Origin of the sequence: Sphingobacterium paramultivorum (genome assembly GCF_014109745.1) — a bacterium.
In the GTDB taxonomy this organism is placed as follows: domain Bacteria; phylum Bacteroidota; class Bacteroidia; order Sphingobacteriales; family Sphingobacteriaceae; genus Sphingobacterium; species Sphingobacterium paramultivorum.
Window position 1 is genome coordinate 5,043,305 of sequence record NZ_CP058555.1, and the last position, 23,777, is coordinate 5,067,081.

The 23,777-nt window shown below is 38.5% G+C and carries 20 protein-coding genes; 4 read left to right on the top strand and 16 right to left on the bottom strand.

Annotated elements, in window-relative coordinates; genetic code table 11:
- Nucleotides 1-21: 21 nt before the first annotated feature.
- The 3 genes from coaBC to HS960_RS21060 are packed head-to-tail and all read right to left on the bottom strand — an operon-like array spanning nucleotide 22 to nucleotide 2,471.
- Entirely contained in the window at nucleotides 22-1,218 is a 1,197-nt protein-coding gene (gene coaBC / locus HS960_RS21050) for a bifunctional phosphopantothenoylcysteine decarboxylase/phosphopantothenate--cysteine ligase CoaBC (RefSeq protein WP_153844536.1), read from the bottom strand.
- Between the two features lie 10 nt (nucleotides 1,219-1,228).
- A complete protein-coding gene (locus HS960_RS21055; RefSeq protein WP_075990346.1) occupies nucleotides 1,229-1,558 on the bottom strand; it encodes a DNA-directed RNA polymerase subunit omega in 330 nt (109 codons plus the stop codon).
- The gene (locus HS960_RS21060; protein ID WP_153844535.1) at nucleotides 1,542-2,471 is read right to left on the bottom strand and encodes an outer membrane protein assembly factor BamD; all 930 of its coding nucleotides are present in this window, start codon (nucleotides 2,469-2,471) and stop codon (nucleotides 1,542-1,544) included. The genes HS960_RS21055 and HS960_RS21060 overlap by 17 nt, the downstream gene beginning before the upstream one ends.
- A 242-nt stretch (nucleotides 2,472-2,713) precedes the next feature.
- Here HS960_RS21060 and HS960_RS21065 point away from each other — a divergent pair, with 242 nt between their 5' ends.
- Nucleotides 2,714-2,989, top strand: coding sequence for a NifU family protein (locus HS960_RS21065; protein WP_153844534.1), 276 nt, complete (start codon nucleotides 2,714-2,716; stop codon nucleotides 2,987-2,989).
- Between the two features lie 57 nt (nucleotides 2,990-3,046).
- The gene (locus HS960_RS21070) at nucleotides 3,047-3,694 is read left to right on the top strand and encodes a carboxypeptidase regulatory-like domain-containing protein (RefSeq protein ID WP_153844533.1); all 648 of its coding nucleotides are present in this window, start codon (nucleotides 3,047-3,049) and stop codon (nucleotides 3,692-3,694) included.
- Here the strand turns inward: HS960_RS21070 and HS960_RS21075 are convergent.
- The 11 genes from HS960_RS21075 to polA form a co-directional block, all read right to left on the bottom strand.
- Nucleotides 3,691-4,920: an FtsX-like permease family protein gene (locus HS960_RS21075; RefSeq protein WP_153844532.1), complete on the bottom strand. Its 1,230-nt coding sequence runs from the start codon at nucleotides 4,918-4,920 to the stop codon at nucleotides 3,691-3,693. The genes HS960_RS21070 and HS960_RS21075 overlap by 4 nt on opposite strands.
- A 5-nt stretch (nucleotides 4,921-4,925) precedes the next feature.
- Nucleotides 4,926-5,567 carry an MBL fold metallo-hydrolase gene (locus tag HS960_RS21080; protein WP_153844531.1) on the bottom strand — a complete coding sequence of 214 codons (642 nt, stop codon included), beginning with the start codon at nucleotides 5,565-5,567 and terminating at the stop codon, nucleotides 4,926-4,928.
- Nucleotides 5,568-5,611: 44 nt separating this feature from the next.
- Nucleotides 5,612-6,358, bottom strand: coding sequence for a shikimate dehydrogenase family protein (locus HS960_RS21085; protein ID WP_153844565.1), 747 nt, complete (start codon nucleotides 6,356-6,358; stop codon nucleotides 5,612-5,614).
- Nucleotides 6,359-6,456: 98 nt separating this feature from the next.
- Complete coding sequence (locus HS960_RS21090; protein ID WP_153844530.1) at nucleotides 6,457-7,869, bottom strand: tetratricopeptide repeat protein; 1,413 nt, start codon at nucleotides 7,867-7,869, stop codon at nucleotides 6,457-6,459.
- 181 nt (nucleotides 7,870-8,050) lie between these two features.
- A complete protein-coding gene (locus HS960_RS21095) occupies nucleotides 8,051-9,430 on the bottom strand; it encodes an OmpA family protein (RefSeq protein ID WP_153844529.1) in 1,380 nt (459 codons plus the stop codon).
- A gap of 240 nt (nucleotides 9,431-9,670) precedes the next feature.
- Nucleotides 9,671-10,681: an inorganic phosphate transporter gene (locus HS960_RS21100; RefSeq protein ID WP_046671636.1), complete on the bottom strand. Its 1,011-nt coding sequence runs from the start codon at nucleotides 10,679-10,681 to the stop codon at nucleotides 9,671-9,673.
- A 36-nt stretch (nucleotides 10,682-10,717) separates the two neighbouring features.
- The gene (locus tag HS960_RS21105; protein WP_046671637.1) at nucleotides 10,718-11,365 is read right to left on the bottom strand and encodes a DUF47 domain-containing protein; all 648 of its coding nucleotides are present in this window, start codon (nucleotides 11,363-11,365) and stop codon (nucleotides 10,718-10,720) included.
- Between the two features lie 90 nt (nucleotides 11,366-11,455).
- Nucleotides 11,456-12,493: a sensor histidine kinase gene (locus HS960_RS21110; RefSeq protein ID WP_153844528.1), complete on the bottom strand. Its 1,038-nt coding sequence runs from the start codon at nucleotides 12,491-12,493 to the stop codon at nucleotides 11,456-11,458.
- Between the two features lie 63 nt (nucleotides 12,494-12,556).
- Nucleotides 12,557-13,210 carry a phosphatidylserine decarboxylase family protein gene (locus HS960_RS21115; RefSeq protein WP_159727582.1) on the bottom strand — a complete coding sequence of 218 codons (654 nt, stop codon included), beginning with the start codon at nucleotides 13,208-13,210 and terminating at the stop codon, nucleotides 12,557-12,559.
- A gap of 24 nt (nucleotides 13,211-13,234) precedes the next feature.
- Nucleotides 13,235-14,365 (bottom strand): toxin-antitoxin system YwqK family antitoxin, encoded by a 1,131-nt coding sequence (locus tag HS960_RS21120; protein WP_159727580.1) that lies wholly within the window; start codon nucleotides 14,363-14,365, stop codon nucleotides 13,235-13,237.
- A 4-nt stretch (nucleotides 14,366-14,369) separates the two neighbouring features.
- On the bottom strand, nucleotides 14,370-17,171 hold the full coding sequence (polA, locus tag HS960_RS21125; RefSeq protein ID WP_182330594.1) for a DNA polymerase I: 2,802 nt from the start codon (nucleotides 17,169-17,171) through the stop codon (nucleotides 14,370-14,372).
- A gap of 106 nt (nucleotides 17,172-17,277) precedes the next feature.
- On the opposite strand from polA, the gene rsgA reads away from it, so the two are divergent.
- Nucleotides 17,278-18,198, top strand: coding sequence for a ribosome small subunit-dependent GTPase A (rsgA, locus tag HS960_RS21130; protein WP_153844524.1), 921 nt, complete (start codon nucleotides 17,278-17,280; stop codon nucleotides 18,196-18,198).
- A gap of 90 nt (nucleotides 18,199-18,288) precedes the next feature.
- On the opposite strand, the gene HS960_RS21135 is transcribed toward rsgA, so the two are convergent.
- A complete protein-coding gene (locus tag HS960_RS21135; protein WP_182330595.1) occupies nucleotides 18,289-20,742 on the bottom strand; it encodes a hypothetical protein in 2,454 nt (817 codons plus the stop codon).
- A complete protein-coding gene (locus HS960_RS21140; RefSeq protein WP_182330596.1) occupies nucleotides 20,702-21,739 on the bottom strand; it encodes a hypothetical protein in 1,038 nt (345 codons plus the stop codon). Before HS960_RS21140 ends, HS960_RS21135 begins: the two co-directional genes overlap by 41 nt.
- Nucleotides 21,740-21,834: 95 nt before the next feature.
- On the opposite strand from HS960_RS21140, the gene HS960_RS21145 reads away from it, so the two are divergent.
- Nucleotides 21,835-23,730, top strand: a complete 1,896-nt coding sequence (locus HS960_RS21145; RefSeq protein WP_182330597.1) for an AsmA family protein — start codon at nucleotides 21,835-21,837, stop codon at nucleotides 23,728-23,730.
- Nucleotides 23,731-23,777: the final 47 nt, after the last annotated feature.

Genomic DNA, 23,777 nt, shown 5'->3' on the forward strand with positions numbered 1-23,777 from the left:
GTATGTTTATAAAAGTTGCGCTTAGGAAAGGCTCACTATAATTGAACAGATATCTTTAGCAACTTCTTCTTTCGATTTTAGGCTAAACTCACGGGTATTTCCAGACCGATCGATTATAGTGACTTTATTGGTATCTGTTGCGAAGCCGGCTCCTTTATCCTGCATGGAATTGAGCACGATAAAATCCAGGTTTTTTCGAATCAATTTGCCTTTCGCGTTTTCGAGCTCATTATTGGTTTCCAATGCAAACCCAACGAGTAATTGGTTTTCTTTCTTTTTAGCCCCTAAAGTTGCCAGAATATCTACCGTTTTTTTCAGCTCAATGGAGAATTCGTTTTCTTTCTTTTTTATTTTTTGGCTAGCAACTTCAACTGGTGTGTAGTCTGCCACAGCAGCACTCATCACAACAATATCTGCGGCTTCAAAATGTTCTTCACAGGCATGTAACATCTCAGCTGCCGAGGTTACTGAAATGGTATCGACGCCTTTGGGTAGTTTAAGGGCGCTGGGGCCTGATACTAGCGTGACGTCTGCGCCAAGTTCTTCAAGTTGTGTGGCTATAGCATAGCCCATTTTTCCACTTGAATGATTGCCAATGAATCGGACTGGGTCTATAGCTTCATAAGTAGGACCTGCAGATACTAACGCTTTCTTTCCTGCTAAGGGTAGTCCTTTCTCCGAAAATTTGACTAAGAAATCCAGTATTTCTTCTGGTTCCGCCAAACGTCCCTCACCCACTAGGCCACTAGCCAATTCCCCTTTTCCCGGAGGAATTAGGATATTGCCATAAGAACTAAGCTTATTGATATTGGATTGTGTGGACGGGTGTTTCCACATATCTAAATCCATTGCTGGAGCGAATAGCACCGGACATTTCGCTGATAGATACACGGCAGTTAGGAGGTTGTCACAAAATCCATTGGCCATTTTGGCCAGTGTATTTGCCGTTGCGGGAGCGACTAAAATGTAATCCGCATTTAAGGCAATTTCGACATGATTATTCCATTCCCCGGTATTCGGCTGATAATAATCAATTAAAACAGGATTTTTGGAAAGAGTGGAAAGCGTAAGCGGGGTAATAAAGGCTGTCGCTTCTTTTGACATGACTACGTTAACTCGGGCATCTGCTTTTAGTAAAAGGCGGATGAGGGATGCAATCTTGTATGCGGCAATACTGCCGCATACAGCAATTACAATATTTTTCCCAGCTAAAGCCATTGTTTAAGGATTAGTCCTGCTCTTTTGAAGGATTTCTGTAGTACACTTTATCGTGTAAAAATTCATCAATAGCAACCAAAGTAGGCTTTGGCATACGCTCGTAATGTTTTGAAATCTCAATTTGCTCACGGTTTTCGAATACCTCTTCCAAGTTATCGTTGTTACTTGCAAATTCGGCAAGTTTTCCGTTCAATTCTTCTTTAATGTCTACTGCAATTTGGTTCGCGCGTTTAGAAATAACTACAATAGATTCATAGAGATTGTCAGTGCCTTTGTCCAATTGTCTCAAGTCACGTGTAACTGTAGAGTTTGGAATTGAATTGTTATTTTTTTGACTCATCTTTTTGGGTATTTTCTTTTTCTTTTTTCGCCTTTTGTTCTTTGATATATACTTCCTGCTCTGCAACGGCTTTATTATAATCCTTCACTTGAGAGAGGGCGGTTTTAATCCCTTTTTCAGAATTTTCACGAAGAGATTCTGCCTCTTTCATATGTTTGCTATTCGGAAAATTACTTGCGAAGCTACGGTAATAGTCCAAGGCATCATCAAATCTACTTTCTTGTTTCAGGAAGAAACTTTTGGATGCATAGATGTATTGTGCTTTTAAGGATAAAAACTCAATCTCTTCTGCATATTTTGTATCAGGGTATTCTTTTAATACATTCTGTAATGCGATGACAGCTGCCCTATAATCATCCGTAAGACCCATGTCATAGTACAGTCTTGCATTAGCAAATGCTTTAAGCTCAAGCTTATCTCTTAATTTCTGAATAAGATCTGCAGCTTCTTTGGACCGCTCCGATTCGGGATAGAGATTGACAAAGAGCTGTAATGCATCAATTGCTTTTCTTGTATTTGCTTGATCTAAGGTTGATCTCGGAGAATCCAAGTAATAGCAATAGGCATGCATAAACCGACATTCCTCTGCTCGTGCACTGTTTGGATAAACATCCGCAAAATCTTTAAAGTGAAATGCTGCAGATGTATAATCTTTCAGACGGTAGTTGGCAAATGCCAAATAATAGTAAATATTTTCTGCTTCAGCTTGTCCACGGAACTTGGTCCGCAAGTCATCAAACAAAACTAACGCCTTTGTATATTTCTTTTTCTCATAAAGTTTTACGGCCTCTTCGTACTTTTGAGCGATATTATTGCTTGCGCGCAATTTCTCAAATTTACTTTTACAACCAGTAAATACCAATAGAAACATCATGCCGGCACAGATAGCCGCTATACGCCTATTTAAAAACATTTTACAAAGATAAGTGAATTTGTTATACTAATCAATTAAATTTTACTGTGCAATATAGTTTAATAATTATTTGATCGCAAAAACAACATTTCTTATTAACATTCTTTAACTCGATAGGTGCTATGAAGAGGGGATATTGTCATTTACTTGTTGTTTTTCCATTGGTAGCGAGGCTCAAAAATACACATTTTAAAATATTTGATTATCTTTACATATTACAATCATTGAATAGCATTAAGAGTATGACTTTAAAAGAAAAAGTTGAGCAAGCATTAGATACCTTGAGACCATATTTGGAAACTGATGGCGGAAATGTGAGTGTTGAAGAGATTACAGCGGATAATGTCGTGCGTTTAAAATTATTGGGAGCATGTGCTTCATGTTCAATGAGCATTATGACCTTTAAAGCTGGTTTAGAGCAGGCAATTAAGAGGGCTGTTCCTGAAATTACAGCAGTGGAGGCTATTAATTTAACAGATCCCGATTCCCCAGAAGCAACTTTACCCCCTGTTAATTAGTTGTTCTATTAACACAATTTAACGGCTAGTTCGGCTACTTTTGTTTAAATTTGTTCTATGAAGTTGCTGGTTTCTATATTATTTGCTGTATTTGTACTTTTTTGTTCCTCTGCTTTACATGCTCAGGAAAGGAAAATTATCCAGTACTCTGGTATCGTTACAACGGTGGGGTCTGGGCTTCCTGTAGGTTATGCGACTGTCACTAATTTATCTTTCCGAAATGAAGCATTTGCTGCAAATAACGAGGGTTATTTCTCTTTTGTAGCGCATGTGGGCGATACAATTCGTTTTACTTCCGTCGGTTTTGATCCTTTAGTTGTCACTATTCCTGATGTTCCTGGTGATAAATATACCGCAAATATCGTTATGCAAAACCTGGTTACGGAACTTCCGATGGTAACACCTTATCCATGGGCGAGTATCGAAGAGTTCAATCTTGCATTTATGAATCTAGACGTTTCTGAAGATAACATCGTGCGAGTAAGAAGGTCCTTGTCTTATGAGTCCTTGTCGGCAATGGCAGCTGTAATACCACGTGACGGAAATGAAATGCGTTCAATTAACAATGCGCAGAGCTTTAATACGATGAATAATAAAGTCATCAACCAACGTTATGCTAACCCATTGTTAAATCCTTTTGCATGGGGCAGCTTAATCCAGCAGATTACAAAAGGTAGTCAGAGCCGAAAAAGCTCTAATTATTAATCAGTCGCCTTCAGTTTATTGAGTTCTCTGACACTTAGTTTAGCGGAGAAATAGGAAACTAGACCAGAGATACTGGTGACTGTCATGAACACCAAAATGTAGTCACTCCAATTACTTACCATAGGGTAGCTGTCAATAATTGTATTTGCTCCATCTTCTACACGAATGATTCCATAGGCTGACTGGATATAGTTGAATATGCCGCCTATCAATAGGCCCAATACACACCCAATAATGCCGATCATAAGGCCTTCATAAAAGAAGATACGTTGAATTAGATCATTCGCTCCACCGAGACCTTTCAGTATCGTCATATCCTTTTGTTTGTCTAGTACAAGCATGGTTAAGGAACCTACAATATTAAAGATTGCAATCACACTGATCAAGGTCAGTATAAAAAAGACAACCCAGCGTTCAACACGTACATTTTTATATAAGGTAGGGTTTTGTTTTTCCCTATTCTTTACAATGTAATCCGGTCCTATTTTCTTTTGTACTGCTTGCCCAAATGAATTAACATCTACACCATCTTTTAGATAAAACTCGATCGATGAAACGCGCTCATATTCTCCGAGAACCTCTTTAGCAAATGAAATTGGTGTAATAATCAAATTGTCAAAATCTTGTTGATAGCGCAATACCCCTCCGGGAGCTATGGATCGTATGTTGAATTCTTCGGCAGGATTGGAAGAATTCTTTACTCCTTTTCTCGGAGAATACACTTGAATTTGTTCAGCAGAGTTCTGCATAGGAATTGCCAGATTTGCCTGTACGCTTGCCCCTATAATTGCAAGGTTAGTCGAATCATGGGTAAGTTTGTACTGACCATCTACGAGGATACTGTCTCCGGCCTTTTTACTTAGCGATTGAGGTTCGACGCCTTTTATATTTGCAATAAATTGTCTATTTGAATATTGCAGCAATACTTTCTCTTGTAGAACCTCTGTGTAATGAATCACATTGGAATCCTTCCGTAATTCACTGAAGACAGCCTGTTTACTGTCAAAAAGTTTTCCTTTCTTGGGTTCAATCTTCAGTTCAGGAGCAAACTTACTGTACATAGATAGTATCAGCTGCTCCATTCCATTGAATGAAGACAACAAAATGATTAAAGCGGCACTACTTACCATTACGCCAATTACACTAATAGAAGAGATGATATTAATGGCATTAACTGATTTCTTAGAAAACAGATATCTTTTTGCAAATAGAAATGGCAGATTCATGACTTTTATCCTCGGATAAATGGATTAGAATTTTTTTCGAAGCCAATCGTTGTCGATGGCCCATGCCCAGGATAGACGATCGTGTCGTCGGGCAAGGTATAAAGTTTTGTTTTTATGCTATCCAAAAGCTGCTGGTGATTTCCCCCAGGAAGATCAGTACGGCCAATGCTATTGCGAAATAGGACATCTCCCCCGATCAAGAATTTTTGATTAGCTGAGTAAAAGCAGATATGTGCAGGGGAATGTCCAGGTGCAAGAATGACCTTTAGCTCATCCTTATCCAAATAAATGGTATCATCCTCATTTAGAAATGTTTCTCCGATTGGGGAGATGTCATATCGGATGCCCATTTGAGGAGCGTAGTTCTGAACCGCTACTAAAATGGGTACTTCACCTTCGTGGAACTGCGGGAGCAAGCCAAATTTCTCATGGACAAAACTGTTCCCCAAAACATGGTCAATATGGCAATGTGTATTTAATAGGAGTGTCGGCTTGAGATTATTGTTTGCGATGAAAGCTAATAGTTCTTGCTGATCTTGCTCGCCATACATCCCAGGATCAATGATAATGGCATTTCCTGACTCGTTATAGAGTAGATAAGTATTTTCCTGATATGGATTGAAAGTGAATGTTTTGATCGTAAGCATAGTGGTAAAATTACAGTTTTTATTGATTTCTTACTATTGAAAGCTCAACTATTCCAGATTTCCCAGTTTTTTTCTGCTTGTAGAACCAGCATTTCATATCCGTTTTTGATTCTGGCGCCTTTTTCTTTACTTTTTCGAAGAAATGCTGTTTCCTCTGGATTGTAAATGAGATCATAACAGAGGTGGTTCTCAGTTAGGAATTCGTAAGGGATTTTTGGATATTCTGCCGTATTGGGAAATGTGCCAACCGGTGAACAGTTGATAATCACTGTATGGTCAGCTAGGATAGCAGCATTAAGTTCATTATAAGTTAGCTGGTCTGCCTGTTTGGTTCTGCTTACTAAAGTATGCATTATTCCAAGTTGATTCAGGGCATAAATGACAGCCTTTGCAGCGCCTCCATTACCTAAAATTAAAGCCTTCTTATCCGCCAGGGGATTTAGTAGCGGCCTTAGTGATTCCTCGAAACCATAAGCGTCAGTATTGTAGCCTTTTAGATGCGTTGCGCCATCTGATGTATGACTGATTCGAATACAGTTTACAGCTTGTATTGTACGAGCTTCTTCCGAGAGCTCGTCCAAGTAATCCATAACCTCTATCTTGTAGGGAATGGTCACATTTACACCATAGAAATCTTTATTGGAAGCAATTGTTGTAAAATCGGCTATTTGAGCAAGTGGATATAAATCGTAATCCACATCGGTAATATGTTCTTGATGAAATTTTTCTAAATAATATTTTTTTGAAAAAGAATGCCCTAACGGGTATCCTATTAAGCCTAATTTTTTCATTTGAATTGCGGAAAGTACATTGTGGGGATAGGAATATATCTTCATTTTTAGTATCCGGTCATTGCGTGGCAACAACCGGATGTGGCGCCTATTGTATGTTAATCTTTCGGCTTTGTATATTTTTTTACAATTTCAGTAATGATCTGATTCCCTTGTAGCTGCGGGAGGTAATCAAAAAGAATATGATGCTTATCGGGATCAGTCGCTAAGCCAAGCTCCAAAAAGTTAAGCGCTTCGTTGTATTGTCCATTGGCAAATAGATAAGCAACCACACGATAGTACAGTTCTGCTGCATTTGGATTTTGTGTGATGGCATCGGATATTACATTAATAGCTTCTTCAATTTTACTTTGTTCAAATAGAATTGAGGAATAATCGAGCCACGCATCTATATCTGTTGGGTTCAAAGCTACTACCTTTTTATAGGCTTCTTCTGCAAGATCTATTTGTTGTAGTTTATATCGGGCATCGGCAATCGCAAACCAGTAATCGGGGTTTGTGTCCTCTAGTTCCAATGCTTTTTTATAAAAATGAAGTGATTCAAAATAGCGTTCTTCGAAATCTAAGGTAACCCCAATACCGAACCAAGCATCAGCAAGCTCCGCATCTAATTTGACTGCCTTTTTATAATAATTGCGGGCTTCTTCCATCTGCTCAAGTTTTTCATAACATTCGCCTATCGCACAATAGGTATCAGCACTTGGTTGTTCATATTCAAATGTTTGTTTGTAAACATCCAATGCTTCTTGATAGCGGTCTAGATTGACAAGAGCGTTACCCTTATTGAAATAAGCTGAAGAGAAGTCTTCCTTAATTAATATAGCATAGTCGTATGCGTCTAAAGCTTCCTCAAACTGGCTGATTTTATGGTAAGAGTTTCCTAAATTGTACCAAGCATAGTAGGAGTATGGGTCTGAATCAATGTACTTTTTATAAAAGGAGATACTTTCCTCTTGTCTATCCAATACATCATAACAGTAGGCCAATTCATAGAGTGCTTCCTGGTAATCCATGTTGAGCTCAAGTGCTTTCTTTAGATAAATTATTGCCTTGTCATAATTCATTTGCGCTTGAAAGATCATCGCAATATGGAAATAGACCTCATCTTTATTATCTAATAGCGGAAGTGCTTTGAAGAGCTGTTCCAAAGCATTATCAAACTGGCCGATACTGCCTAATATGCCACCACGGATCAAGAAAATATCCCCTTCTGAAGCCTCTAATAATTCCGCTTTATCCAACGCTGCAAGCGCATTCTGATATTGTTGAATCGTTGAAAACAGTTGTGCTTGTTTCAATAAAAAGGTAATATCAAAAGGGTGTTGGCTGATAGCAAATTCGGTAACCTGTAAGGCCTTTACAGGGTCATTTTTTTCAGCATAGTAATCAATAATTCCTTCAAAAGCTTTGGAGTCAAAAAAATACTGATCCTCGTTTCGAAGCATTTCCTCATATCTGTCCACCGAGATTTTTCTTTCCTCGGGGTTTTCAAATTCAAAATCCTCTTCCATTCTCAAAAGTTTAAAACCAGTATTCTGTTACTTAATTCAAAATACTAATTTCTTATCTAATTTGTTCGAACTAATTTTCCACAAATCGGATATCCTCCACAAAGTTAAGGATAAATACGGGTAAAATAAAAAAAGCCGGCTTTAAAGCCGGCTCTTATTATAATGTATAAGTTATATACGATTATTTTTTGATCTCAACACGACGGTTTTGAACGCGACCTTCCTCAGTAGCATTAGATGCAACTGGGTTTTTCTCTCCGTAACCTTTAGCTGTGATGCTTGATGAAGAAACACCAGCATTTACTAAATATTGTTTTACAGAGTTAGCACGGTCTTTAGATAAAGTCATGTTATAAGCATCAGAACCTTCTGCAGATGCATAACCATCTAATTGTACAGCTGAATTGTTATCACGTAACTCTTTAGCCAATTTGTCTAATGTAGAGTAAGATGAAGTTTTCAATACTGAGCTATCAAATTCGAATTGAATTGGAGCGTAGTAACCGTTAGAAGCTACAGTTTCAATAACTGGCTCTGGGAATTTGATTGGACATCCTGAACCATCTACTGGAGTACCAGCTGGAGTACCAGGACATTTGTCAAATTTATCAGATACACCGTCACCATCAGCATCAGCGCTTAATGTGTTAACAGTACCTTCTAAAGTGCTTACACGTTGTTTCAATGCTTCAACTTCGTTTCTCAATGAAGGATCTTTCAACTCATCGTACAATGTCGCAACCGGGTTAGCAAAAGTCAAGTTTTGTTTGTCTTTCGAACCTAAAGTGAATTCTAAACCAGCCATAACTGAAGAGAATTTACCTTTGTAAGAAGATTGACGAGCTGGACCGTAGATTTGATCATCCGTAAAGTTCATTGTGTAACCTAAGTTCAACGCAACAACTTCAGATAATTTGAATTTAGCACCAACACCTACAGGAACGAAAGCTGTCAATTTGTTGTCGCGATCGTTTTTGTCTTCGCGGTCACCAACGATACCTTCACCCCATTTACCTTTGTTGTCATAAACAACTGTTCCTGAGAAATCATTGTTTGCGTATTGAACAGGGTTGTAAGCCATAGCTCCCAAACCTACTTTAGCGTAGAAGTTAACCGAATTCTCTCTTCTTAAGAAATCGATTGTACCCAATTGGAATACACCGTTTAAGCTAGCAGCCCAGTTTACACTAGTTTCTACTGAACGAGCGCCTAATTTGTTTTCAATAGCACCGCTAGGACCAGAAAGATCATGGTTGTAAGTTTTGATCTTACCACGGTTAGCTTCAACTTCTAAACCAAATAAGTGAGAGAATTGTTTACGTACTGTCAAACCATAGTACTCACCTACTTTATTTTGGAAGTAACCTACTTTTTGACCAAAAGCGTTACCACCACCGATTACGTTGTTCGGTGTAGTGATACCACCTTGAACTCCGATAGACCAAGTTCTGTATTGTGATCTACCACCGAATACTTGTTGAGCTTGTGCTGTACCAGCGAAACCTAAAGCGGCAACTAATGTAGCAGCAACAGCTGTTTTTTTAATTGTAGAATAGTTCATACTCTTGTTTTTAAGGTTATTATTAATTTTAATTGTTTTCAAACTTAATTATTGTATTAACACATGGAACAGTACAATTGCCGTGCCAAAGTCTTAAAATTATGTTAAAATTTTGTTTTTGCTATATTTTGTACTAAATTAAGTATTTAATGTGAAACAACAAAACAAAAATCCGGTACGAAAGTACCAAATTTTTGTTTTGTTTCAATAGGTTTAAGAAAAAAATTAAGTATTTTTTTTCTAAAGCAAATAATGTACGACCAATAACGACAATGCGCCCAACAAAGCTGAAACTGGAATTGTCAATATCCAAGCCCATAACAAGCTGATTGTTACCCCCCAACGTACTGCCGAGACACGTTTGACAACACCAACACCGATGATTGCACCTGTAATGGTATGCGTTGTTGAGGCTGGTATTCCAAAATGTTCTGTTATACCCAAGGTGACAGCTCCTGCAGATTCAGCACAAACACCTTCCAATGGTGTTACTTTTGTAATCTTGGTTCCCATCGTTTTGACAATTTTCCATCCACCGCTCATTGTTCCGGCAGCGATTGCTGCGTAACAAGTCAATGGAATCCACTCTGGCATGTGTTCAGTCGTTGGGACATAACCACCAGCTACCATAGCGACAAGGATAATTCCCATTACTTTCTGTGCATCATTACCTCCATGTGCAAAGCTCAAGGCCGCCGAAGAAACAAGTTGCAATATCTTGAACCATTTTTCGGCAACACTTGGACGGGAGTTTTTCGCCAGATTGATTACAATCAATGTGATGATAACAGATATCGTCATACCTATGATAGGCGCAAGTACGATAAATGCAATAATTTTTAAGGTAGCATCAATATTGATAGCGTGAATAGGATCTGCGCCAAGGATGAAAGCGTAAGCCATACCCGATCCTGCAAAACCTCCAATAAGTGTATGGGATGAACTTGATGGTACACCATAGTACCATGTAAATAAGTTCCAACCAATTGCTGCAAGTAACCCCGCAAAAATAACTTCTAAGGTAATATATTCTTCCAATACTGTTTTTGCAATGGTATTGGCTACTTTATGATCTGTAAAGTAGAAGTAAGCTGCAAAGTTGAATATCGCAGCCCATAAGACGGCCATTGCTGGCGTTAAAACTTTTGTTGATACAACTGTCGCAATAGAATTGGCAGCATCATGGAATCCATTGATGTAGTCAAAAGCAATCGCAAGGACAATCACAACAACGAGTAATGTTGACATCATAATCTCGTAGAATTTTTGTGTACTTAAATCGAATGATTATGCGTTTTTAACTAGGATGCTTTCTAATACGTTAGCAACATCCTCACATTTATCGGTTGCATCTTCCATTGCAGATAACACTTCTTTGTGTTTAATTAATGAAATTGCATCTTTTTCAAATTCAAAAAGGTCAGCTACAGCTTTATCAAAGATATAATCTGCTTTGTTTTCCACGCTATTGATGCGAACACATGAATCCGTAATATTCCGAATATTTTTCAAATCTCTAAGCTCATGAATAGCTTTTGATACATGTTCGGTAGCTTCAACCAGTAAGTCAGCAATTTCAATCATTGGCTCGGTGGCCTTTTCAACCTTGTAAAGGTCCATTCTATTGGCGGCACCGTGTATAAAATCTGCGACATCGTCCAATGAGCTTGCCAAAGAGTGTATATCTTCGCGGTCAAAAGGAGTGATAAAGTTCTTTCCCAGCTCTAAATGAATTTGATGCGTAATGTTGTCGCCTCTATGTTCCAAATCTTCCACTTTGCGTGTTAATTCCTTTTTCTTTTCAGGGTTGCTTGAGTTAACAATATCTTTTAACAACTTTGACATCTCGATCAAGTTGTTGCCGGCTTGTTCAAACAAAGGGAAGAATTTTTTATCCTTTGGAACGAAGTATTGAAAAATGCTATTTAAAGACATATCTTAAATTTATTTTTGCAAAAATAATACCTTAATGTTAAGTTAATGTTAACATTGATTTTGTTTAAACACAAAAGTGTCATCAATTGTTTAATTTCCCGACTGAACTTTTTGTAAAGTGAAGCCAAATGTTGTCCCAATGCCTTCTGTACTACGGACATTGACGTTTTGTTGATGTGCTTCGACAATATGCTTTACGATAGCCAATCCTAGTCCTGACCCTCCGATATCGCGTGATCGACTCTTATCAGTTCGGAAAAAGCGCTCGAATACACGGCTGAGATTTTTTTCTTCGATGCCATAGCCGTCGTCTGTAATCTCGATAAGAACCTGTTCAAACAGCGGAAAAATCTTAATTTTCGTTGTTCCACCCTCTTTTCCATATTTCAGGGAATTGTCAATCAGATTGTATAATACCTGATGGATTTTATTGCGGTCTGCTTTAACCCAATGTGGTGTACCCGCTTTTGGCTTGAATTCTATTTTGATATTGTGCTGTTTAGCTTTATCCTCAAGAGAGTATGTGGTGTCTTTAATAAGATCAACGATATCGAATTTCTCTATATTCAGAACCATTTTTCCAGATTCCAGTTTGGATATCTCATCAAGATCCTGAATCAGGTAGTTTAGCCGGTCCAGATTCCGGGCAGCCTTATCTAAGAAGTTCTTGGCCATTTCCATATCTTCTTCTATAAGGCCATCCTGCAGGGTTTCAATGTAACCTTGGGTAGCAAATAATGGCGTTTTGAATTCATGAGAAATGTTGGATAAAAATTCTCTACGGAATTTTTCTTGTGATTTTAACTGCTCTATCTCGTTTTTTTTATCTTTTGCCCATGCTTTGACTTCGTTTTCAGCATCCGTAATAGGATCCTCACTGACATGTTCTCCGATAGCATCTTTAAGATCCTTGCCGAGTTTAAGGTTATGAATTAATTTATACATCGTATTGAGTCTACGATATATATATTTTTCAAATAGGTAGTTAAATAGGAGGAAACTCGTTACCACAGCAACAAAGAAAATGATCAGCGCTGTCTGCAGGTCATGTTTATAATAAAAGCTGATCGTGGATATTGCAATGCCGACAGCTGCGGAGTTTGCGAATAGTAATTGTTTAAAATTCATTTGCAGAATAAAAAAGGCCCCTGATTTGGAGCCTAAGTTACTTATAATGATATTAATAAATTGTTAAAATTTTCCGATAATTGTCCTTGCTCCAGTAACCTTATCACCAATGTTAACATTGATTTCAGTTCCTAAAGGAAGAAACAAATCTACGCGGGAACCGAATTTGATAAAACCAAACTCATTGCCTTGCACGACTTCGTCTTTTTCTTTTACATACCATACAATGCGGCGCGCTAATGCTCCTGCAATCTGGCGGAAAAGAACCTCCCGTCCAGCCTTATCTTTGACAACGACTGTTGTTCTTTCGTTATCTGTAGATGATTTAGGGTGCCAAGCCACTAGAAACTTGCCGGGATGGTATTTAAAGAACGTGACTAAACCACTGATTGGGTTTCTGTTGACATGCACATTGACAGGAGACATAAATATAGACACCTGTATCCGCTTATCATGGAAATACTCATTTTCCTCAGTTTCTTCGATAACAACAACTTTTCCATCCGCTGGACAAAGAATCACGCCATCCTGCGGGTTAACCACTTTTTTGGGACTTCTGAAAAACTGAACAACTGTAATGAATAGGAATGCTGAGAGCACATAAATAAGCCATTTAGCATATTGCGGAGCGTCATAATAATCCGCAACGGCATTGATAATGAAGATAAAAAGTACAGCGATCGCTAATGTGGTATATCCTTCTTTATGAAATTTCATATCTATTTATTTCTGCAAAGATAATTATTTACTCGAATTGTCTATTTGTCTTTCGATTTTAATTGAATGGGTATAGATTTTTCCGTCATTACCCTGTGTGATTCCGCCAGATACTCTGATAAGGTCGTCTTGAGGCTGATTGTCTTTATATGTAGGGAAATAGAAGTCAATACTTCTCGCAATACGGCTCAAAATGCCATCGAAAGGCTCGTCGCCGGAATCTGATATTAACTTAAGGCTCTTTAGATTAGCCATTCCGGTTTTCTTTACTTCCACTAAATAAGAAAAGTTAACCTGTTTGGTGATGTCTAGCCCGGTTTTATTGAGATTGTCGTTAAAACGTTTGGTTAGGAATGCATAAAAATTGGAATAATCATCAAAGCTGCACGACTTACCGTTAAATAGTTCCGCTCGTATAAAATAGTCATAAGGGAGGATACTTAGCGACATGAAATCCTCATTATTTAGGTCTCCATTGTCGTCATAGGTCGTTGTGAGTACACCATTTGCAAAGCGTTGGGTCATGGCGTAAACTGCTTGCTGACCTACATTGTAGAAATATGTATTCCAGTTTCCCTGCGGTCTACCGTTTTTCACCTTTCCTTTGCGTAGATAGAAATCAAAACCAAATTCAGTAAAGCCTTCAAAAGGAATAGAAAATTCATAGTTGCCTTCGCCGTCTATCACCTCCTGTTTGCCTCTGTTGTCCCAGTAATCTTTGATAAAATAGCCTTGCTCATTATATGTAATGGTTAATAAGGGTTTTCCATCGGGATAGTAATATTTCCAATCACCAGTCGGATTGTTGCTTTGAAAATTTACTTCCCATTTTAGCACTCCATTCGGATGGAAGGCTTTAAATAAGCCTTCTTTTTTACCATCTTTATAGGAACCAACGAGTATTCTCGATCCATTTGGCGCAAAATCGCGAAACTCTCCATCAAAAACTTGCTTTGCAAAATCAAATTTGCTCACACGTTCGATCGTTTTAAACTCACACTCTTTTGAAACTAAATAATAATATTTGTCAAAATAAAAGCGAATCAATCCCTGGTCTAATTTTTCATAGAATACAGGTTTGTCATCTTGTGCATGTAGCTTTGTGAAGCTACAGACACACAATAATAATAAGATATGGATGAGTTTTCTAATCATAACTTTAATGTGCTTCTAGCCAATTTTTGCCTTCTCCAATTTCTACGATCAAAGGAACACTTGTTTTTATAGCATTGGACATTTTATCCAAAATGATTTTTTTGAATACCTCGATCTCGTCTTTAGGTACGTCAAAAACCAATTCATCATGCACCTGCATGATCATTTTGCCAGATAAACCTCGCTGCTCAATTTCCTTTTGAATGGCGATCATAGCAAGTTTGATTAAATCTGCTGCTGATCCTTGGATCGGAGCATTAATAGCGTTTCTTTCTGCGAATCCGCGGACAGTCATGTTTGCGGAATTGATATCTCTCAGATAACGTCTTCGTTTTAAAATTGTTTCAACGTAACCATTCTCTTTTGCAAACTCGATGGCATCACTCATGTATTTCTTTATCCCTGTATATTGGTTGAAATATTCATTGATGATATCGGATGCTTCTTTACGTGATATGCCAAGATTTTGAGAAAGGCCAAACGCCGACTGACCATATATAATGCCGAAGTTAACTGCTTTCGCGTTGCGGCGTTGTTCAGAAGTAATAGCATCAAAATCCACATTGTATACTTTCGCGGCTGTTGCTCGGTGGATATCATGACCTTGGCTAAATGCTTCCATCATATTTTGATCTTTACTTAGCTCTGCAATTAGGCGAAGTTCAATCTGCGAATAATCGGCTGAGAGGATCACATTGTCTTCAGATCTTGGGATAAAGGCTTTTCTAACTTCTCTTCCCCGTTCGGTACGGATCGGGATATTCTGCAAGTTCGGATTAGTTGAGCTCAGACGGCCTGTTGCGGCAACCGCTTGATTGTAGGACGTATGAATTAGCCCTGTTTCGGGGTTTATTAACTCAGGTAGCGCATCAACATAGGTTGATTTGAGTTTTTGCATTTGCCTAAAGTTTAAAATATCTTGGACAATATCTGATTTATGGGCCAAAGCTAATAACACATCTTCACCTGTTTTATACTGTCCCGTTTTTGTTTTTTTCGCTTTAGGATCCAGTTGCAGTTTATCGAATAAGACTTCTCCCAATTGTTTAGGGGATGCAATATTGAAATTTACGCCCGCTTTCTCAAAGATGGATTCCTCGAAATTTTTAATGTCCTGCTCCAGTGTTTTTGAAAACTCTCCAAGTGCCGGAACATCTATTTTTACACCGTTTCGTTCAATTTCAGCGAGTATATATACCAATGGGAATTCCACATCCTGAGCGAGCTGCATGGTGTTGGTCTCGACAAGAAGAGGTTGAAATATATTTTTTAGCTGTAGGGTAATGTCTGCATCTTCAGCAGCATATTCTTTTATTTTTTCGACTTCAACGTCACGCATATTCCCTTGCTTCTTTCCCTTTTCACCGATAAGTTCGGTGATTGATACCGGGCTGTAATTTAGGTAATTTTCTGCGAGCACATCCATTCCGTGACGGGTATCTGGATCAATTAGATAATGTGCGAGCATGGTGTCAAAAAGGGGCCCCTGTACTTTTACACCATAACGTGCCAATAACAAAATATCGTATTTGATGTTTTGTCCTATTTTCTCGATGTTTGGGTCTTCTAAAGCTGTCTTAAAAATATCGACTATAGCCTGAGCACTCTCACGATCGGCAGGTGTTGGAACATAATATGCTTTTGCGTTTTCAAAAGAAAATGATAATCCCACGATGTCGGCAAGGTTTGCATCCAATCCCGTTGTTTCTGTGTCAAAACAAAAACTATCCAAAGAAGCAAGCTGTTGAGCGAGCGCTATTTGTTTTTCCGTTGTATCAACCAAAACATAGTCATGTGCTGTATTATGTATGTTATTTATGGCAGCATTTTCGACGCTAATTTCAGTAACAATTTCGGTCGTGGTAATTGTCGTTGTTGTTGTCGAAAATAGATCCATTTGTCCATTTGTAGGGCTGCTCTTGTCAAGGACAGAGAAATCTTCGCCGAAAACTCGTTTTCCAAGTGTTCGGAATTCTAATTCAGCAAATAGTGGTTCAAGGATTTCTTTGTTTGGATCTTCCAGTTCTAGCGATTTTTCATCGAGTTCAATTGGTACATCCAATAAAATAGTGGCTAATTTTTTGGAAATGAGCCCTTGCTCTGCAAAATTCTCTACGTTTTCGCGCATTTTTCCTTTGAGTTGGTCCGCGTTAGCGATAATGCCTTCGACAGATCCGTATTCCTGAACAAGTTTTTTCGCTGTTTTCTCTCCAATACCAGGTATACCAGGGATATTGTCTACGGCATCACCCCAAAGACCGAGAATATCGATGACCTGGCAAACATCAGAAACTTCCCATTTTTCAAGAATCTCTTTGACACCTTGTACTTCTGCTCCATTACCCATGCGGGCAGGTTTGTAGATAAAGATATTTTCAGACACAAGTTGCCCAAAATCTTTATCGGGTGTCATGCAATAGATTTGAAAGTCTTGTTTCTCGGCCTTTTTTGCAAGTGTTCCGATAATATCATCGGCTTCGTATCCATCCATCGTGATAATTGGGATATTGAAGCCCTCGATTAAGCGATTTATATAGGGGATAGAGGCGGCAAGGTCCTCAGGCATTTTCTCACGATGTGCTTTATAAGCTTCAAATTCAATATGTCGAGCGGTAGGTGCCGCTGTGTCGAACACTACTGCTATGTGGGAAGGTTGCTGATTTTTCAATACATCCAATAGGGTATTGGTAAATCCCATGATTGCTCCTGTATTTAACCCTGTTGAGGTAATTCGAGGAGTTTTGCTCAAAGCAAAATAAGCTCTATATATGAGAGCCATTCCGTCTAGAAGAAATAGTTTTTTCACAAAATTGAATTTTAGTCTCCTTACAAAGGTAAGAAATTCATCAAAGGGTAAGTTTAATAAATTTTTCCGATTTTTGTACTATGACACATTTAATGCAACAGGATTTATGAGAGGACTGGTAACTAAATCGACAGGTAGTTGGTATCAAGTTTTGGGTGAAGATGAAAAAAGATACGATTGTCGTATCAAAGGAAAGTTTCGTACCAAAGGAATAAAAACGACTAATCCTGTTGCTGTGGGTGATTGGGTACATTTTGATGTGGAACCTGATCAGGAAAGTGCGGTCATTCACGAACTCGAACCTCGTCGAAATTATATCATTCGAAAATCCGTCAATCTGTCCAAGCAAACTCAAATTATCGGAGCAAACCTGGATCAGGCTTTTTTAGTGGTGACACTTGCCTCGCCACCAACTTCTTTAGGTTTTATCGATCGCTTTCTAGTAACAACAGAGGCGTACGGAATTCCTGCCGTAATTATTTTCAATAAATTGGATCTTTTTAGTGATGAAGGATTGGAGATATTGGCAGACTATAAAGCTATTTATGAACATATTGGTTACCCCTGTTTCGAGGTTTCTGCGTTAACCGGTACAAATATCGACGTTGTCAAGCAACTGCTTAAAGATAAAATAACCTTGGTATCAGGCCATTCTGGGGTTGGTAAATCAACATTAATCAATGCAATCGTTCCTGAATACGGGTTGAAAACTGGTGAAATCTCCGATTGGTCCGACAAAGGAAAGCATACAACTACTTTTGCTGAAATGTTCGATCTTCCTTTTGGAGGTAAGCTAATTGATACGCCTGGTATTCGTGAGTTGGGAATTGTCGATATAGAAAAACAGGAGCTATCTCATTTTTTTCCAGAAATGCGCGCGTTGATGAATCAATGTCGATTTCATAATTGCCGGCATATCAATGAACCCGGTTGTGTCATTATGGAGGCTGTGGAAGAAGGTTCTATTGAGAGTTCGCGCTACGATAGCTACCTCAGTATATATCATAATGAGGATAGTAGATCTTAATCTATATAAATCTTAATCTTTATAAAAAAATAGCGCCTTCTTACATCAGGAAGGCGCTATTTTTTTGTAAAGCGAGGAAGGAAGAAGCCCTTAATGTATCGCTTGTGTCAAGTTTAAAAAGTCGCGAAGATAGGTACATTCTTTCGAAGCGATGGTAAAGAATGGTGTATCTTTATATTGCGTGCTCAATTCTTTGAAATACTTATTCTGCATTGAGAAACGGTAAAAAGGATTTTTCAAGGGTGAATCATAATACTGCCAACGCGATTCATTGGTATAAACAAAATCTTTTTGTTCACATTTGGCAAGCATAAAGGTACATTTCGCTTTGAACTCTTTGTCTGTGCTCAGCGTACGCGCTTTGCTGTACCATTCTTTTGCTGATTTTGTCTGTAGATAATTTCGTTGCCAGTGAAGTGTCGAAGCTGCGTGGTTGTCTGTGGACGACCAGTCATAGGACACCAGGGACCAAGCATTTCCATAGGTGCTTGTCTGATAGATACCTGTGGCCATTTGGAAATAATACTCGGCTTTTTTCTGGTTGTTCTTTTCCGTTTTTATAGCATTTTCCAAGCGTGCCATGCGTTCAGCATATTTTAGCTTAGTGGTGGACTCTTTACCATATTTTTTTGGGTAATCATTTATAGTAACAATAAATGGATTCGGTGTAATATCGCTTTCATCCGCATCGTACCAGTTTTTAATTTCTTTTATTTTATGGTCTTTAGGAAGTCCCGCTAAAGTTTTTGCTGCTTTTTGGAAATCCAGTTCGCGCAGGTAGGTTGTACCCAGTAATTCTGTGAGATAATCTTTGTTGAAATGTTTGATATCCTTCAATAAGAATTTAGATAGGGTATTCTGTTGGGAATTGTCCGACAGTAAATTTCTTATTTTTAACAGCGTTTTAGGTGTAAGGCTATTTTCCCAGAAGTGCATTGTTGTCCACTGCATATTATCTTCCAGTGAGTCTTTCACAAAGCCATAGTTGTAAAAGGCATCCGCCTTTACAGCAGCTAAACTAGCCATAGCGGTATCTTGTGTACTTAAGTAGTGTTTTACGACAAGATTTTGTAGAATATTCCGGCAGATTAAACTATAGTTGCTATATTCAAAAGCACTATATCCCCAATTTTGTTTGCGGATATCTTCTTTACCATCAAGTTTTGCTTTTTCTTCTAACCAAGATAGCGTTTTGGTCAATTGAACTTCATCTAGTTGCTTACTGCTTTGCCAGTCAGTTAATTGCGTGAGCAATCGGGTAATTTGAAGCTGATCAATTAATTTTGGACTGAGGTCAGTCTCTTTTATTTCGGAAAGGTATTCTTTTGCTAACGTATTTTCCTTATTCATCCAGCTTAGGTAGGCAGCAGTAATAAGGCCTAATTGGGGTTGAATATATTTTTTGTCGCGATAAAGTTTTAGGGCAAAATTGCGGAGAGAATCCAGATGTAGTTTAACCTTTCCTTTATCGTCATTTTTACTGTAGTAATTATAATTATCGCTACTGAGGTAAAAAGACTCGTTCATTTCTGTTTCTATCTTATTGACTTCGCGTCCCAATAGTACGGCATTTACGGTATTGGCCGGATCGAACTGATAGCAGTCGATCAGATATTTCAGGGCATAGTCACTTGTGCCAAAGCCTATTATAGCATTGATATTGAATCGATCTGCATCATTTTTTGCATATTGAAATATCTCGGCATCGCTGGCTGTGATATAATGGAAATTAGCATACGCTAGGATGCGCCTTTCTGGACTGGCAGTGAATAATTTGGAAAAGAGATAAGCTGCCTTTGCTGCATCGCCATTTTTGCGTACAGCGCCAGCGTAGTTGGATAGTGCCCAATTGAGGATGGCTTCATCTCCCTTAGCCGGTTGCAGGTACTTTTCATAGATTGTCATGCTCTTGGCGTATTCCTGTCCAAATAGATATAAGCGGGCGGCTTGATAAGCATAACGGATATAGAGAAAGCTATTTTTGGGGTACTTCGTGATCTGCTGTTCGGCGAGCTCAGCAAATTGAGTAATTTCTTTGAAATTTCGGGTATCCGGATCCCAATAGTTATGTTGAATATTCGTGATAGGTTCCTGCTTTTTGGTGAACATAAAATAAGCACGTTCAGCTTCATGTTTTCCGTCAATCAACGTGCTTAGGAACGTATTTCCCCTAATGGAATCGGGAAGGTTTGTCCAAGCCGACTTTTGTTGATTGCTTGCTAAATTAGCAGTTGCATCGTTGCTATTGTACATCAATTGTTCGATATCCTTAACCTTGACCTGTGAACCTAAGTGTTTAGCCCAGGTTTCGGCATTGATTAAACTTTCTTTGACTGGAGCTTCTTCCGTATAAAGAAATTGGTATGGGATAAATTGAAAGGCAGAAAATCCATTGTCCTCCAGATTGGGGAGATAATATGTCGTTTGATTGTCGTAAGGATCCATTTCAGGACCACAGGCGATATTGGTTGCGATCTCCCCAAAGAAGAAAGCTAATGTCGTGCTAGAAAGCAGCAATAATTTTTTGTAATTCGGCATTGCCATGGTTTGCTAGTGTAGCTTGATCTAAATGATAAAAAATAATCCGGTGTTCTTTTCCTTTCAGCTCTCCCTTCAAAAATTTTGCCGTTTGTAAGAGTTCCTCCTGATTTATGGATTCAAAACGTATAACATCTCCCTCTTTAAGGTTTGCTTTTGGGAGATCTTTCGTTAAAATATAGAGGTTCGTATTGGGATTATGGGTAAACAATGACGAGTCTTTGAGATCTTCTTCATTGATATGTTTTGAAATACCGATGTAATTATTATTTCTGAAAACGACAAACCACTGAAATAGCGGTAATGCAATATCCATTTCCATGGGATAGTTGCGTAATGTTCCGCTTAGATAGGTCTTGAGGTCCTGTTGATTTAAAATGGAGTTCTGATTGCCAAATTGTCTGAGATTTCCCATGTTGTAACACATTAACATTGCTTTTTTCACAGGTGGAATTCCACTGGTGACTGTGTTTTTGACCTGGTGTAGCCGCAGAGTAGAGCTTACGACAACATCTTTTAAGGCTGGCAATTGTTGTAAATAGGTGAGCAGGTAGAAAAATTTATCACGGGATGTCTTTGTCCAATCGCAGTCCAGTTGAAGTTCGGTAAATTTTTCCTTTCCTGCTTGTTGTATTTTAGCCGTCACAAACGGAACAATTTTATTTGCCAGTCCTCTGATCTGCAGGCTATCCATTTCTACAAAAATACGTTGGTTGACAAATACTACAGGAATCAACTGCTGTTCTTTGGGGACAGGTTGCGAAAACGTAATGGGGCTAATAGGGACGGCTTGTACACCAGATGGATCGAAATCAATATCCATGATGCGGACATAGATAGATTTCGCGTCAATTTCCTTTAAAGAGCGGCTTTCTACGGTGTCTAACTGAAATACTGTCTTCCAAAAATAGAAGCCTGTTTCATGCTTTGTTTTGGTGCAGGAACTTAAAAAAAGTAGAGAGAGCGGTACAAGAAATAAAAATAGTTGTGTTTTACGCAGCATATTCACTTTATTTAGTCGTTATTCAAACAAAATGGGCTTAATTTTGTTTGTTATTCAATAAAATAAAGACGAAATTACAAAGAGATTGTGACTTTATGAAGCCTATTTTCAAATGGATCCTTGGTATTGTAGCGTTTATCCTATTGGCATTGGCTGGAGGTATTTGGTATTTTAGCAATAAGTGGAAGCCTCTTTTAGATACTAAAATCAAACAGCTGGTGTCTCAAGCAACGGACAATTTGTATACTATTAAATACGACGATATCCACGTCAACCTATTATTAGGGAATATAACAATAGATAATCTGCATCTCGTGTCAGATAGTTCCATCTATAAAAAGTTGGAGCTGGTCAAGAAAGCACCAGATAACCGCTTCGAAATTTCCATCAATAGGTTGAAAATAAAAAGCTTTGGTATTCGGAGGGTATTGATGGATAAGGAACTTTTTCTGAATGATATCACCGTCGAAAGACCAACGATTCATGTCATTAATGAGGTACACCGTTATAATGATACGGTGAGTCGGGGACCTAAAAAACCACTGTATGAGAAAATAAAGGACAATCTGAAAAAAATTCAGGTGCGGGCTGTCAATTTGAATGACATTGATTTTAAATATACGCAAGTCCAAAAAGGAGTTTATCAAGATTTCGAGGTCAAGAAGGTCAAAGTCCGGATAGATGATGTTTTGATCGATTCGACTTCTGAGCACGACAGACAGCGCTTCTATCATACGAAAATGATTGATATTGAGGTGCCCGGTTTTACCTATAAAACTCCGGATGGGTTTTATAAAGTAAACTTCGATCAGTTGAAAATCAATAGTAAAAACCGCAATGTCCTGTTGACTAAAGTTGCTTATCAGCCGACGCTGAATAAGGCGGCTTATTACCGGAAGAAAGGAGAGGGTGGAAGCTATATGGTGCTGAAAATGGACACACTTCTTTTGACGGGATTCAATTTTGCCGAGCTTTCCCGGGATAAGAAAATATACGCACAAAATGCACGCTTAAAAAATGGTTCACTTTCGATTTACAGTGATAAGCATTATAAAAGCCCTCCAACCAGTCAGATTGGAAATGCTCCGCATATGAAATTAATGCAAATGTCGACACGCCTGGGAATTGATTCATTGATTTTAGATAATATTGGAATTGCGTATTCTGAAATGAGTGATGAGTATAGTCAAATCGGAACCATTACTTTTGATCACACTTATGGGACAATATTAAATGTGACAAATGATTCGACAAAATTGCTTAAGCAGAAGCTAATGCGTGCAAATTTGAGTAGCAATTTTATGAATGCTGGTAAGCTTTCTACCAACTTTGTGTTTGATATGACCTCTAAAGTTGGAGCCTACACCTATAAGGGCACACTTGGGAAAATGGATCTAACAGTCGTTAATAAAATGATTCGTCCATTGTTAAATGTTGAGGTAAAATCGGGCAATCTCAGTCAGATTACATTTGACATTTGGGCTAACGATTACCGTAGTAAAGGAACCTTTAAAATGGATTATGACGACCTCAAAGTTAATATCCTGTCAGAGGCAGGTGATGATGGTCGTCGAGAAAAGAAAGGGCTGCTGTCTTTTATGATTAATCAGGTTTTGTTTAATCCGGGCAATCCGGATTTATACGGTAAATATACGGTGGGGCATATTAACAAGCGTCGGGATCCCAATCATCCGTTTTTTAAAGCGATGTGGCAGACTTTGTTGGTTGGAATCAAACAATGTGTCGGTCTTGGTCCAGAACGGGAGGCTAAACTGATGAATACGGCTGGAAAAGTTGAAAAAGTCGTTGGGGGAATCAGCAAAGCCAAGAAAATGATTTCAAGTATATTTAAGAAACACAAAACTCCTGAGGAGTTGCTGAAGGAAGAAAAGGAAGATGAGGCCAAAGAGGCGGCAAAGATTGAAGAGAAGCGGAAGCGTGACCGTGAAAAAGCTGAAAAGGAACTCGAGAAAGAAGGAACGGGAAATTGAGGGTCCGTTTCACGTGGAAAGGTTACCGGTTGATGCTGTAGCCCTTA

Coding starts and splice junctions, on each gene's coding strand:
- coaBC (WP_153844536.1), bottom strand. CDS start 1,218: ATGGCTTTAGCTGGGAAAAATATTGTAATTGCTGTATGCGGCAGTATT.
- HS960_RS21055 (WP_075990346.1), bottom strand. CDS start 1,558: ATGAGTCAAAAAAATAACAATTCAATTCCAAACTCTACAGTTACACGT.
- HS960_RS21060 (WP_153844535.1), bottom strand. CDS start 2,471: ATGTTTTTAAATAGGCGTATAGCGGCTATCTGTGCCGGCATGATGTTT.
- HS960_RS21065 (WP_153844534.1), top strand. CDS start 2,714: ATGACTTTAAAAGAAAAAGTTGAGCAAGCATTAGATACCTTGAGACCA.
- HS960_RS21070 (WP_153844533.1), top strand. CDS start 3,047: ATGAAGTTGCTGGTTTCTATATTATTTGCTGTATTTGTACTTTTTTGT.
- HS960_RS21075 (WP_153844532.1), bottom strand. CDS start 4,920: ATGAATCTGCCATTTCTATTTGCAAAAAGATATCTGTTTTCTAAGAAA.
- HS960_RS21080 (WP_153844531.1), bottom strand. CDS start 5,567: ATGCTTACGATCAAAACATTCACTTTCAATCCATATCAGGAAAATACT.
- HS960_RS21085 (WP_153844565.1), bottom strand. CDS start 6,358: ATGAAAAAATTAGGCTTAATAGGATACCCGTTAGGGCATTCTTTTTCA.
- HS960_RS21090 (WP_153844530.1), bottom strand. CDS start 7,869: ATGGAAGAGGATTTTGAATTTGAAAACCCCGAGGAAAGAAAAATCTCG.
- HS960_RS21095 (WP_153844529.1), bottom strand. CDS start 9,430: ATGAACTATTCTACAATTAAAAAAACAGCTGTTGCTGCTACATTAGTT.
- HS960_RS21100 (WP_046671636.1), bottom strand. CDS start 10,681: ATGATGTCAACATTACTCGTTGTTGTGATTGTCCTTGCGATTGCTTTT.
- HS960_RS21105 (WP_046671637.1), bottom strand. CDS start 11,365: ATGTCTTTAAATAGCATTTTTCAATACTTCGTTCCAAAGGATAAAAAA.
- HS960_RS21110 (WP_153844528.1), bottom strand. CDS start 12,493: ATGAATTTTAAACAATTACTATTCGCAAACTCCGCAGCTGTCGGCATT.
- HS960_RS21115 (WP_159727582.1), bottom strand. CDS start 13,210: ATGAAATTTCATAAAGAAGGATATACCACATTAGCGATCGCTGTACTT.
- HS960_RS21120 (WP_159727580.1), bottom strand. CDS start 14,365: ATGATTAGAAAACTCATCCATATCTTATTATTATTGTGTGTCTGTAGC.
- rsgA (WP_153844524.1), top strand. CDS start 17,278: ATGAGAGGACTGGTAACTAAATCGACAGGTAGTTGGTATCAAGTTTTG.
- HS960_RS21135 (WP_182330595.1), bottom strand. CDS start 20,742: ATGGCAATGCCGAATTACAAAAAATTATTGCTGCTTTCTAGCACGACA.
- HS960_RS21140 (WP_182330596.1), bottom strand. CDS start 21,739: ATGCTGCGTAAAACACAACTATTTTTATTTCTTGTACCGCTCTCTCTA.
- HS960_RS21145 (WP_182330597.1), top strand. CDS start 21,835: ATGAAGCCTATTTTCAAATGGATCCTTGGTATTGTAGCGTTTATCCTA.